11 protein-coding genes and 1 pseudogene are annotated in these 12891 nt (G+C 46.3%); 4 read left to right on the top strand and 8 right to left on the bottom strand.

What is annotated here, in order from left to right; genetic code table 11:
- Nucleotides 1-70: 70 nt before the first annotated feature.
- From QUA58_RS11780 to trxB, 4 genes are all read right to left on the bottom strand, one after another.
- A complete protein-coding gene (locus tag QUA58_RS11780) occupies nt 71-259 on the bottom strand; it encodes a hypothetical protein (RefSeq protein WP_333394181.1) in 189 nt (62 codons plus the stop codon).
- A gap of 192 nt (nt 260-451) precedes the next feature.
- Nucleotides 452-1483, bottom strand: coding sequence for an AAA family ATPase (locus QUA58_RS11775; protein WP_333394179.1), 1032 nt, complete (start codon nt 1481-1483; stop codon nt 452-454).
- 150 nt (nt 1484-1633) lie between these two features.
- Nucleotides 1634-2515 carry an ABC transporter permease gene (locus QUA58_RS11770; protein ID WP_333249864.1) on the bottom strand — a complete coding sequence of 294 codons (882 nt, stop codon included), beginning with the start codon at nt 2513-2515 and terminating at the stop codon, nt 1634-1636.
- Nucleotides 2516-2692: 177 nt separating this feature from the next.
- Nucleotides 2693-4063, bottom strand: coding sequence for a thioredoxin-disulfide reductase (trxB, locus tag QUA58_RS11765; protein ID WP_333394178.1), 1371 nt, complete (start codon nt 4061-4063; stop codon nt 2693-2695).
- A gap of 586 nt (nt 4064-4649) precedes the next feature.
- Between trxB and QUA58_RS11760 the strand changes: the two genes are divergently transcribed.
- A complete protein-coding gene (locus QUA58_RS11760; RefSeq protein WP_333394177.1) occupies nt 4650-5666 on the top strand; it encodes a methyltransferase domain-containing protein in 1017 nt (338 codons plus the stop codon).
- A gap of 260 nt (nt 5667-5926) precedes the next feature.
- The gene (locus tag QUA58_RS11755; RefSeq protein ID WP_333249647.1) at nt 5927-6166 is read left to right on the top strand and encodes a helix-turn-helix transcriptional regulator; all 240 of its coding nucleotides are present in this window, start codon (nt 5927-5929) and stop codon (nt 6164-6166) included.
- Between the two features lie 52 nt (nt 6167-6218).
- Here the strand turns inward: QUA58_RS11755 and QUA58_RS11750 are convergent.
- Both QUA58_RS11750 and QUA58_RS11745 read right to left on the bottom strand, forming a co-directional pair.
- A pseudogene (locus tag QUA58_RS11750) lies at nt 6219-6476 on the bottom strand (diguanylate cyclase domain-containing protein); the annotation flags it as partial.
- Between the two features lie 245 nt (nt 6477-6721).
- Nucleotides 6722-7216: a DUF427 domain-containing protein gene (locus QUA58_RS11745; protein ID WP_333249651.1), complete on the bottom strand. Its 495-nt coding sequence runs from the start codon at nt 7214-7216 to the stop codon at nt 6722-6724.
- A 112-nt stretch (nt 7217-7328) separates the two neighbouring features.
- Between QUA58_RS11745 and QUA58_RS11740 the strand changes: the two genes are divergently transcribed.
- Nucleotides 7329-8609: a GH25 family lysozyme gene (locus QUA58_RS11740; protein WP_333249653.1), complete on the top strand. Its 1281-nt coding sequence runs from the start codon at nt 7329-7331 to the stop codon at nt 8607-8609.
- A 640-nt stretch (nt 8610-9249) separates the two neighbouring features.
- Nucleotides 9250-11211, top strand: coding sequence for a cation:proton antiporter domain-containing protein (locus tag QUA58_RS11735; RefSeq protein WP_333394175.1), 1962 nt, complete (start codon nt 9250-9252; stop codon nt 11209-11211).
- A 48-nt stretch (nt 11212-11259) separates the two neighbouring features.
- On the opposite strand, the gene QUA58_RS11730 is transcribed toward QUA58_RS11735, so the two are convergent.
- Both QUA58_RS11730 and QUA58_RS11725 read right to left on the bottom strand, forming a co-directional pair.
- Nucleotides 11260-12495 (bottom strand): CHAT domain-containing protein, encoded by a 1236-nt coding sequence (locus QUA58_RS11730; protein WP_333394174.1) that lies wholly within the window; start codon nt 12493-12495, stop codon nt 11260-11262.
- Nucleotides 12431-12891: tetratricopeptide repeat protein (locus QUA58_RS11725; RefSeq protein WP_333394172.1), on the bottom strand; the 461-nt coding region annotated here is incomplete at its 5' end. The genes QUA58_RS11725 and QUA58_RS11730, both read right to left, overlap by 65 nt.

Below are 12891 nucleotides of genomic sequence, written 5' to 3'. Positions count from 1 at the left end.
CCATTATTTCTAGTTGTTGTTTTAATTTGAGACAATCTTCTCGATCTTCATCTATTAAAATAACAATTTTCTAATCAGGCGGAAGCCATGCTTGATAACCTTTCAAACGGTTAGGCAATTTAGCCAGTAAATCTGTTTTTCCTCGAAAAGCATGAATTTTAAAGGTAACAGCCGATGGCAAAATTTTGGGCAAAAGCTGGCTCAAAGCTGATTCTAGGGAGGCTTCTTCCACTAAAAACTCAAGATGCAAAATGCTCACCTACTCTTAATTTTCCAGTTAAAATCATTGCGGTGCACCCGCATTTTTGAGGGGATTTCCAACATCAAAGAAATCTTCCATCCACAGCGAACCGAGTAAGGAACCGTTTTCTATAAATTGTTTAATTCCCTGCATATCTGCGGTTCTTTTGGCTTGAGTAAAACCTTTTTCATCTCTATATAATACCCATAATTACTCGGGTTTTAAACTATCTACAAAAAAGGGAGAATGGGTTGTTATCATTAATTGAGTATTAGCAGAAGCCGAACGACATTCTTCGGCAAGCTGAGGTAATAATTGCGGATGCAAATGATTTTTTTGTTCTTCTATTCCCACTAATTGCGGGGGATTTGGATCGAATAAAACTGTCAAATAAGCTAAGAGTTTTAACGTACCATCGGAGGCATATTTTGCCAAAATGGGATAAAAAAAAGGAGCATCTTTAATTTCCAACAAAAGTCGGCCATCCTGCATGACAAGAGCCTCGACTTTTTCGAGGCGTGGAATACGAGCAGAAAGAGTTTTTAGTATTTCTTCTAACCGTTGGGGATGTTGTTCTTTGAGGTATTGGATAACATTAGGTAAATTGTCACCAGTGGGGGACAATCTTTCCTGTGCACCTGCTTCGGGAAGGCTGCGGGTATTATCTGCGGTTAAATAGGATAAATACCAACCTGTAATAAAGCGTCTTAATGCGCTGACGCGAGGATGTTTGGCAAATTGTCCTAATGTATTTACGGCTAATAATTCAGATGATGCTAGTTGTTCGGTGATCCTTTCGCCTTCTTCATCAGGAGTTGCGCCACTAATGACTTGTCCTTCGCCTTTTTTGAAATCTAAAAAGCGAAAAGGTTTACCTTGACCTCCTCGTCTCCACTTTAACCATTCTTCAGCGATAAAAGGACGATTATTTTCTTCATCTATGGCAAGATGATAGGTGATTAACGGTGATTTTGATGTCTCTCGATATTTTAATTCAATGATGATACAGCCTGTACTATCTCTGGTGCGTAATTCTCGAAATCTGCCTCGTCTATCCCATGCTTTTCTGAGGCTTTCTGTGAAACATTCGGACAGGAAAGCGAAAACATCAAAAATAGTTGATTTTCCGCTACCATTAGGCCCTAAAAGGACAGTTAAAGGGGTAATGTTTTTAAGTTTTAGATTATATAAAGCTCGGTAATTTTGAACTTTGAGATATTCTATACGTGGAACATTTTTCATAATTTCACCTCCTTAACTATACTGGGTATTTCTTGGATAACTAGGTCGTTTTCATTAAACCTAAAACGCTTTTTCGTTAGATTCCCGACTTCTCAAAGAAGTCCGGAATCTGGGTGTTTGGTTTTTTGAGATTGTGCTACAGAAAAATGATTACTGATTCCGCAGTTTAGGATTAACAAACTCATTCAATCCTTCTCCCACCAAAGACAGTCCCACCACCATTAAAGTCATCGCCAAACCGGGAAACAAAGCCGTCCACCAAATACCAGTAGGTAGCGCATCTAAAGCTAAACGCAAGTCGTGTCCCCATTCGGGAGTTGCTTCGGGAAGTCCTAATCCGAGAAATCCCAAACCTCCTAATGTTAAAATTGCATCGGCCGCGTTGAGCGCAAACAGCACCGGTACGCTCTGAATCACATTCAGAAACAGGTAGCGCGAAAGCACTGTCCAAGTGTTAGCACCCATTGCTCGGGCGGCTTCGACAAACAATTCGGTTTTGACGCTGACGGTGTGATTCCTGACTACGCGGTAGTATTGAGGGATGTAGGAAATGCTCAGGGCGATCGCAGCATTCAAAACTCCTTTTCCCACTACAAACGCTAGCGTCAAAGAAAGTAGCAGCCCCGGCAAAGTATAAATTGTATCCATTAAAAATAACAACACTCGATCGAGCTTACCGCCCAAATAACCGCTAACCAAACCCAGCGGCACACCGATAAACAAACTCAAAGCAGTGGCTAAAATTACCACTTGCCAAGCAGCCCGAGAAGCAAACAGCGTGCGGGAAAACACATCGTAGCCGCTGCGGCTAGTACCAAACCAATAATTCGCCGACGGCGGTTCGTGGATGGGGTTAATCAAAGCCTCGGTAGGATTTTGCAGCCATCCCCAAGCTTGCATAGCTGGAGACAAGGTGGCTACCAATATAAACACGGCAGTTATTGTCAAACCTGCCCACATCATTTTCATGGACAGGCTTGAGGGTGAGGCACTGTTGAGAAATCGCGGCAGTCGGAGGCGGCTTTGAGCCATAATTGATAGTTGTTGCGTCAGATTCGTTTTCATCAGCATATCAATATTTACCGAAAACCATAGGAAGACTTTTTAACCGCAGATGAACGCAGATACACGCAGATCAGATTACATCAGCGTTCATCCGTGTTCATCCACTGATATCTGCGGTTAAAAAGTCTTCGCTAATTTGCATTCCTACAAATTACTGGCAATTAACTCGCGGTACTGGCTTTTCGGCTTAACTCCTTTGAGATCAGCTACCAAATCTTTGTCTTTGAAATACTGAATCGTCGGCGTACCAATAACGCCCGCATTTTCAGCAATTTCTGGATCTTCTTCGATGTCAATTTCCACGTAGTGGATTTTGCCCTCGAACTCATCTACTACTTTGCTCAAAATCGGCTTGAGGCTGTGGCAAGGCCCACAACTCGGAGAGGCATATTTGACCACAATCAGTCGATCGCTATCGTGGAACAACTTCCGCAAAGCATAACCTCCTTCGTGGCGCGTGTCTGTGATATCAAAGTTCTCACTGGTTTTGCGAACTTTTTGAGCTTCCGGCGCTGCTGTGGGTTGCTCGGATTCCTCGGTTTGATGGAATTCCTGAGCTAAACCGTTGACTGACAGCCAACGTTCTGCCAGCATCGCCCCCATACAGCCGCTACCGGCCGCGGTGATAGCTTGGCGAAACTCGTGGTCTTGCACGTCGCCGACGGCGTAAACTCCCTCAACGCTGGTTTCTACCGAACCGTGTTTGGTAACGATATAGCCTACTTCGTCGAGTTCTAACTGACCTTGGAAAAGTTGAGTGTTGGGAGTGTGACCGATCGCGTAAAACAATCCTTTCACCAACAAATCGCTCTCGGCGCCGGTCTCAATATTTCTAATTCTCACCCCGTCCATTTTCCCGCCCGGTTCGCCCAAGATATCCACTGCTTCGGTGTTCCAGTGCACGGTAATTTTGGGATTGCTCAGCACTCGGTCTTGCATGGCTTTGCTGGCGCGCATTTGATCGCGCCGCACCAGCATATGTACGTGAGAGCCGTATTTTGTCAAATAAATAGATTCTTCCGCTGCGGTGTCGCCCGCGCCGATGACAGCTAAATCTACTCCTTTAAAAATTGGGGTAGCGCCGTCGCAAATCGCACAGGCAGAAATGCCGTGACTCCAAAATACGTGTTCGCTAGGCAGCCCCAGCCTTTTTGCGGTCGCGCCTGTAGCAATTACTATCGTGTGGGTTTTGATTTCTCTGTCTTCCGATCGCACGGTAAACGGCCGCTGGCTCAAATCCACCGAAATTACATCTTCTGTGTATAATTCGGCACCCCAGCGCACTGATTGAGCTTTCATCCGATCCATGAGCTGTGGCCCGGTGATGCCTTCAGGAAAACCGGGAAAGTTTTCGACTTCTGTGGTGGTCATCAGTTGACCGCCGGGGACGCCTCCCGCTTGGTAGCCTTCAAAGACTATGGGTTTCAGATTTGCCCGACCTGCGTAGATTGCTGCTGTGTAGCCTGCAGGGCCTGAGCCGATAATTACTAGGTTTTCTACGGTTTCGTTGGTCATAGCTATTTACTTAAACTCATAACGACTTCGTTTTACTGATTCTAGCAGAGTTCGATCGAGTTTGGTTGGATACCATTGTGCGATCAAGCATCTGTATCTATATCTTGAGGGTCGATCGGTCTTCGGGGCAACTCCAGCTTGTTTTATAAGCAAAAACAATCTAAAAGTCGATTTAGTTTTAAATGTTCGATCTATTGTGACCCCTCAATTGTTAAGAAAATCTAAAGACGACCAAAATTATTGACTTCATTCTCAATTATTTTACCTATTTACTTGCTTTGAGGCTTGTGGTACGATTTTCACAATCCAGGGGCATTATGACTAATTTCACTTTTTGACGCTGAAACCTACTTAATTCATAAAATTAGCAAACTCTTCAAATGTAATAAGTACAATTATTTATGCAAAGTCCGCATTTTCTGGTTTAAGAATTGTAACGCAAATTTTGCCAAATTTGACAAAGTACAGTATTTGTGGTATGTAAGGTGCGATCGGGGGGAAATTTAGAAGGAAAATTTTAACCGCTTCGGAAGCACAGGCGGGACGCCCGTGCCACAATTAACATAGAATTTTGTACTTGTGTCTGATGGATAAAACCAAAATATTGTTTGTGTGCAGCCAGAATAAATGGAGGAGTTTGACTGCCGAGAAGATATGCGAGAAAGTTAGCGGCTACAGCGTGCGATCGGCTGGAACGGAAAAAGGTGCAAGAATTAGAGTCAGCGAAGGTTTGCTGGGCTGGGCGGATTTGATATTTGTGATGGAGAAGAGGCATGGCGATCGACTTCGCAGCAAATTTCCCGAAAGTCTCGAAGGCAAGAAAGTTATTTGTCTGCAAATACCGGACAATTACGAGTATATGGAACCGGAGTTAGTCGAGCTTTTGCAGGCGAAACTCAGCCTGCATCTGGAAATGCCAGAGAACGAGATAAATTTTATGCAGCGAGTTTTGGAACCGGAAGTGATGGATTCCTTGGCAGAGGCGATCGAATACGATTCGATGGATTTTGCTGAGGTTAATGCTGCTTTTGCTCAGAGTGCTGCGGTGTTGGGGCCGGTTTTTGGAAACGTTTTGGATGCGGGGACGGGTACGGCGAGAATTCCGATCGCCCTTTGTCAACTCCGGCCAGCATGGAAATTGACTTGCATTGATTTGTCGGCAAATATGCTGAAAGTCGGGGCAGAAAATGTGGAAAAGGCGGGCGTGCGATCGCAAATTAAGCTTGAACTGATCGATGCTAAAGCCATGCCGTATCCAGACAGTTATTTTGACATGGTGATTTCCAACAGCATTATCCACCATTTGCCCGATCCGCTGCCGTTTTTGCAGGAAGTCAAGCGGGTGTTGAAGCCGCAGGGAGCAATTTTTTTGCGGGATTTACTGCGGCCGGAAAAAGCGGAAATCAGGGATAATTTAGTCAAGCTGTATGCGGGAGATTGCAACTCGCATCAAAAACAGTTATTCAGCGATTCGTTGCAAGCAGCATTTACGCTGGATGAAGTTGAGGAGATGATCCAAAATGCCGGCTTGGATGGGTTGAGGATTTATGAATCTTCAGACAGACATTGGACGGCAGAACGTGCTTGGTGCGAGTCTTTGTAGAAAGGGGACGATCGCCCGATAAAATTTTATACGCCGTATTGCAAACCTTCAAGCTAAATACTTGTCCAAATCCGACCAACTGCGGAACCGACCCACGACGCTTTTATTGTCAATTGGGAAGCAGGCGAACAATAACCTAGGAATTTAGACGCTGGTGGTAAGGCATAATCGATTCATGCTCCTTTCCAAAATTGTCTAATCAATTTATTGTTTAGTCAAGATGTTTAAGCATTTTATAGGAAAAATGTGCGATCGAGGATATGCCGAAAAAGCCCGTTCCGCGACCTGAAGATGAAGAGTCGCATTTGAAGAAGCTCAGGGAAGAACTGGGCATGAGTCAGGAAGATTTGGCGCGAGAGCTTGGCGTTTCGTCGCAAACCATCAGTCGTTGGGAGTTGGGGAAGAACGTACCCACGTTCACCGTCAAGCAGATGAAAGCTTTGGAGAAATTGCTGGCTAGCATCGGCAGGTCGATCGGCGACTTGCCAGACAATCTGTGATCGAAACGATTAAACAAGCCCACGGATAAATCCGTGGATCACTTTTTCCAATCTAAAATCTAAAATCTAAAATTACTCGATCGCGCCCTCGGTCTTTAGCTTGATAAAGCGCACGGTCTGCTGCGGCAATCAAATCTTTTTTTGAAGTCTGCTGTCGAGGAACCGTACTCGCTACTCCCAAACTCAGTGTAACATAAGAAGACACCGCCGAATTAATATGTTCGACTTTTAGTTTTTTCACCCAGACTCGAATTTTTTCGGCAATCCACAAAGCTCTTTCAGGTGAAATCCGGGGCAAAATTACCACAAACTCTTCGCCTCCCTAAGGCTATAATAAAGTTGTGCTTCATTCAGTTGACAGTTGACAGTTGACAGCACTTGACAAAAGAAGGAAGAGGATTGGAGTAATGAATAGTCTGATTTTAATTTATCCCTACCAGGGTTCCGGCTTTCAACCAATTCTTTGGAGTAAAAAACGCGGTTTCTGTGCCAGTCCTCAACTCAAAAGCCAAAACCGCGAATCGTTGTGAAAAACGAAGCAATTTCACAATTCTCTCACCAACCCCAAGTTTCTGGCCCTCCCTTAAACGGGCCGACAATATCTTTGGTAATCCAGCCGCCGTAAAAATCCCCTGGTTGAGATTGCACTAATTCCCCGTCCACATAACAGGCATCCATCTTGCTCGGATAAAAAGCCACATAATCTTTAATAGCTGCAAAAACCTGATTAGGATTGGGATAAAACCAAGCCGCATTTACTACTTCTTTGGACTCTACCATCACAGTGTAATAACCGGCTTGTCCCTTCCACTCGCACCAAGAACCCCGTAAAGTTTTGTGCAAATATTCCATTTTGATGTCATCGGGGCAGATATAGTAGGCAGGAGGGTGACTGGTCTCCAATACCCGCTGAGGGCGGCGCGTGTCGGCGATCGTCACTCCATTAAAAATTATCTGTAGGTGTTTGGTCGATTCCTCAAGGCGAGGGGGACGTGGGTAATCCCAAACAGACTCTTCACCTGGGCCGGGATCTATTCGATCGAAGTTCATTTGCACAATCTTCCCTGAAAAAAAACAATTAGCGACTTAGCATTACAATTTAATGTACCCTTAATCGAGTCGCTGCTTCAGACCAAACCAGCTTTTCTCAACTCTTCGTAATATGAGCATTCGCGGTATAGATGTTTCCGACTACCAGCCCAATGTCAATTGGCCAGCAGTTGCCCGGGATGGTATTGCCTTTGCTTTTGTCAAATCGACCGAGGGTGCAACGTTCGTTGCCCAAACTTTCGCTCGCAATTGGGCGGCGATGAAAGCGGCGGGGATTCAACGCGGTGCTTACCACTTTTTTCAACCTGCAAGCAGCGTTCAAGGACAAATAGATTTGTTCTTGAAAACTGTAAAACTCGAACCGGGGGATTTGCCGCCAGTCTTGGATTTGGAAACTACAGGCGGTTTGACTGTGGATCAATTTTGCGATCGAGCCGCAATTTGGCTAGAAGCAGTCGAAAAAGCCACCTTAATGCGGCCGATTATCTACACTTACCCCGGTTTCTGGGACAACTTGGGGACAAAACGGTTTGCCGATTACCCACTGTGGATTGCTCACTATACCAGTGCTGAGGAACCTTGGGTTCCCGGCGGCTGGAAAACTTGGAGTTTTTGGCAGTACAGCGACACCGGCAAAGTTTCCGGCGTCTCGGGCAATGTAGACACCAATATTTTTGAAAGCGTCCGAGAAGGCGCCGTAAGTTATAAAGTTGCAGACATCCAGAGGGAATTAAGAATTAAAGGTTTCTATCAAGGCGCGATGGATGGTAAATTTGGAGCCAATACCACAGCGGCGCTCATCTCGTTTCAGAAATCTCAAGGTCTCAATCCAGACGGCATTGGCAGCCTCAAAACCTGGGCCGCTTTGATGCGAAAATCTCCCAAAGTAGTTGTCCCCCCTCCAACCCCGACACCAGTCCCGCAGCCGACTCCCACTCCGACTCCCACTCCCATATCAGACGTGCGACTGACTCAGGTATTCTCGTCTTATCAAGCTAGCGCTAGCCAAGATACAGCCTTAATTTGGCTGCAAAGTCAGGTTTCTACCTCTGTTTTAGGGGAATTTGCTCAAAAATGGCGGGCAACTGCTTTACCTCAAGATAGTAATTTGCGATTGATAGATGTGGGCAAATTTTATCGCGGTTTAGCACAACAAGACCAAGCTTTAGATTGGCTGCAAAAACAAATTTCTCCGGCTATTATTGCCGAGTTTGCCCAAAAGTGGCGCTCTCAATCTACTGTCACCAATTCTCCGATTCGACTGATAGATGCGTGCAAATTTTATCGAGCCGCACCCCAGCAAAACCAGGCTTTAGATTGGCTGGAAGGGCGAATTTCGCCGACCATTCTATCGGATTTTTTTCGCAGGTGGCAGAATGCCAATCGATTATAATAGATTTTAGATCTTAGATTGACTCTACAGATGAATCTTGCGATTTGAGATTGATTTTAGATGGCAAATCTACTCTAAAGAGGGAGCATCTCATATTTGGAAAAACACTTCTTCTTCTTCTTCTTCCTCCTTCCTTCTTCCTCCTTCCTTCTGCCTCTTTCCTTCTGCCTCCTGCCTCCTGCCTCCAATTTCTAGCTTGGCTGAAAAAGTGAGATGCTACCTCTAAAGATGAGTCTGGGGGCGATCGATTTGAGATGTGAGCTTTTTAATTGGAGATTGACTCCACACATGAATCTGGGGTTGAAAGGCTCTATAATGGAAAAGCTGGCAAATCTTGCTATTTGAGATTTGAGATTGACTCCCCATCAAAATTCGTCAAATCGTCTCCCTCTGTGCCCGCATCCCCATCTGACTCTCGAACATAACAGACAATCTCTCGCTTAGCTACAGCTTACTCCCATCTTTGACGCCAAGAGAATTATCTGATAAAGTTATAGCGACTATCAAGGTTTTTTAATCTTATTGGGAAAAATCCAGGGCCGTGCCGAGTTTGTAAGCTGCGCCGAAAATAGCGCCTGCACTCCAATTACCCGCGATCGAACATTTAAAACTAAGCGGGCAGCCTGTAAAAATCATATCTATGGAAACCCCCTTTAACATCACCCTGTTGATGGTCATGACCGTCACCTGTGGCATCAGCGCTCAAGTTCTAGCCGCTTATCTGAAAGTTCCGGCGATCGTATTTTTGCTGCTGTTCGGCATTTTAGCAGGCCCCGATTGCTTGGGAATCCTGCATCCCAGTCTGTTGGGCAACGGCTTGGAAGTTATGGTATCCCTTTGCGTAGCCTTAATTCTGTTTGAAGGCGGCTTGAATTTAGAATTGCGAGACTTAGGCAAAGTTTCTGGAAGCATCCGCAATTTAGTTACTTTCGGCACTTTGATTACGCTAATTGGCGGCGGAATGGCCGCGCACTGGCTGGGAGAATTTCCCTGGCCGATCGCCTTTCTGTATGCTTCTCTAGTAGTCGTCACAGGCCCGACAGTCATCGGCCCTTTGCTCAAACAAGTATCCGTTGACAAAAAAGTCGCCGCCTTGCTAGAAGGCGAAGGTGTTTTAGTCGATCCCGTTGGGGCAATTCTGGCAGTATTGGTATTGAACGTGGTTTTAAACGGCAATACCGACTTGCTGATTTTGTTCAGAGATTTAATCGTGCGGCTGGGTATTGGCACAGTCATCGGAGTTACCGGAGGTTGGCTGCTGGGACTCATTCTCAAGCGAGCGAAATTCCTGTCAGAAGACCTCAAAAATTTAGTAGTTTTAGCCGGTTTGTGGGGATTATTCGGCTTAGCAGAAGAACTCCGCAGCGAATCGGGACTAATGGCAGCGGTACTCTCGGGCATAGTGCTCAGAGCCGCTTCAGTCCCCGAAGAACGGCTACTGAGGAGGTTTAAAGGTCAGCTAACAGTCCTCTCTATATCCGTACTGTTCGTGCTGCTGGCGGCTGATTTATCCCTCGCTAGTGTGGTCGCCCTCGGTTGGGGGAGTGTGTTTACAGTTTTAGCTTTAATGTGGATAGTGAGGCCGATTAATATTTGGGTTTGCACGATCAACAGCGGGCTAAACTGGAGGCAAAAATTATTTGCTTGTTGGGTAGCGCCGAGGGGAATTATTTCAGCTTCAATCGCCTCTTTATTTGCAATTGTGCTCACCCAGCGAGGAGTCACCGGCGGCGACTCAATTAAAGCCTTAGTTTTCCTCACAATCATTATCACAGTTTTTTTACAGGGATTGACTGCAGGCCCGATCGCTAAAATTTTGGACATCACCTTAAAATCAGCTACCGGTGCCGTGATTGTGGGGTCAAATCCTTTGAGCAGATTAATTGCTCGCTTGTTTCAAGAACGCGGAGAATCTGTCGCCATTATCGACACTGACCCGGAAGCTTGCGAACAAGCAGAAAAAGCAGGTTTGCGAGTGTTTTTAAGCAGTGCTCTGGATCACAGCATTTTAGAAGAAGCTGGACTTGATTCGATGGGAACTTTTTTGGCAATGACTAACAACGGTGAAGTAAACTTAGTGTTAGCTCAACGAGCAGCCGAGGAATTTGCACCGCCGAGGGTTTTGGCAATGTTTCCCAAAGATCCGCAGGCAAATATGCCCGCAAATCAGAATAAAATCAATCAAGCTTTTGTCTCCGATTTGCCGCTGAAGGATTGGAATGAATATTTGAACAACAGCGAAGTAAAATTGGGAGAAACCGAGTTAAGAAGTGAGGGATTGAAGTTTCAGATTGCTCACTTGGAAGCTTTGGTGCAAGGCGGGGAATTAGCGCCGTTGCTAGTGGAAAGACAGGGATACTTGCAAGTAGTGTCTGCGGCCCAAATTTGGGAAGCGGGCGATCGAATTATTTATTTGCTGCACGATCCAACACCGAAATTGCTAAAAAGATTATCTGGTGGGTCGCAGTCTCGCTTAACTTTAGAAAAGCATCAGGTAGTAGAGGAAGTGCCGATTCCCGATCCGGTTTTAGAGCCTGTTTTGAAAGAAGCAGAAATAGTAAAAGAGGCTGAAATTTTGCCACCGCCGCCAGTTTCGCGTTAGGGGCAGTATCCCCGATCGTACTCTGTAATCTGCTTGTCGCGATCGTCCTTACTCTGATTCCCCAATTAAAATAAATGCCGCCCAATTTCGCGGCCCAGGATGGGTTTTCATCGTAGTTAACATTGCTTGCCGCAATGCCTGTGCTTTGTCGGGATTATTTTGCAAGTTTTGATAAAACGACTGCATCAATTCGGATGTCGGCGCATCGGGAACCGCCCATAAAGAAACAATCACACTCGGCACTCCTGCCGAAATCAAAGCGCGCGACAAACCAATCACGCCATCCCCGGTAATCCTGCCTTCTCCGGTGTTGCAAGCACTCAAAACGACTAAGTTTGCTTGCAGTTTCATGTCGAAAATCTCTTCTGCGGTCAATAAGCCGTCATCGCTACCAGAAGGAGCCATAGCGATCGCACTTCTCAATCCGCGCACATCATCCAGCAATCCATGCGTTGCTAAGTGAATAATCGATGCCTGGGGCATTTTTTGAACGATCGCAGCTTTTGTCCCTTGTGCGCCCGTAATGGCTTGGGTATTGAGCAGAGGCGCGATCGCTATAGCTTCGGCTTCGGCCCCAGGTAGAGGAGACAATTGCTGTTTGGGCTCTCCCGGAGACAGAGACACGCTCGGCATGGTGGGATTGCCCAAGACTAGATCGCTGCCGCGACCGTTGGTTGGCTTCTGTACTAACTTCTGCCGTTGCTGTCGAGTCAAATCCAATACTTGAATCGAGGGGGCGGTGAGAATCGTGTGTTTCTGGATTAAGTAAGTGCCGTTGGCATCTTGCAGGGCGGGGAAGGGTACCTGGAACAGGGAACGTTGGGGAATGAAAATGACGCGGGCATCGGGATCTTTGGGTAAGAGGCTGGCAATGGGCTCGATCAGTAGTTGATGCAGCGTCGGTAAGTTGGGTTGGGGTTGGGTGGAGCCAAAACTGCTGCGACTGCGGACAGCCAGGAATTCTTGATTGCCAACGATCGAGCTGGCTAGAGAGGCGTTGTGTTTTTGCCAAAGGGGTTTGAGGTCAACTTGGCGAAACGCGATTTCGCCCGTGGGTTGAATCACCCAAATGTAGAGCGCGGATTCACGCCATTCTCTTTTTCCCTGAATCTGGAAGTCATCGTAGATGATGGAATACTGCACCAAAGTGGCGTTCTGTGCTTTGGCGATTTGGCGGATTTGCTCCTGGCTGGGAGGAGTGGCTATAACCGGATTGGCATCACCAGTTGATAAGCGCTGTGTCAGGAGATCGACAAAGGCACGAGCACGTCCCCCGTTCGGCAATTTCTAAGGCGGCGATCGGGTTATTCTGAGCCACTCGGACTTGTTGTAAAGTCCGATAAGTGCTAGCTTGTCCTTCAAAGATGGAGACTTGATTCGCGTCGTTGGAGCCGAGCATTTGCCGCATCGATTCCCAAACTTGAATCCCATCAATCAGCATTTTTTCAGCTTCTGTTGGGTTGCCAGCTTTCAAGAGGGCCAATCCGAGGTTGTTGAGAGCGCGACCCTCTCCACTGCGGTCTTGAATTTCGCGGGCGATGGCTAAACTGAGCTGTGCATACTCAATGGCTTTGGTATATTCGCCCAGAGCGCCATAAGCGATTCCCAAATTGCCCAGTGCTGCACCTTCCCCAAGACGGTCTTGAATTTCGCGGGCGATGGCTAAACTGAGCTGTGTAT

The organism is Microcoleus sp. N9_A1, assembly GCF_036701795.1.
GTDB lineage: Bacteria > Cyanobacteriota > Cyanobacteriia > Cyanobacteriales > Microcoleaceae > Microcoleus.
Note: the sequence above shows the minus strand (reverse complement) of the source record. Positions and strands in the feature narration are given on the sequence as shown.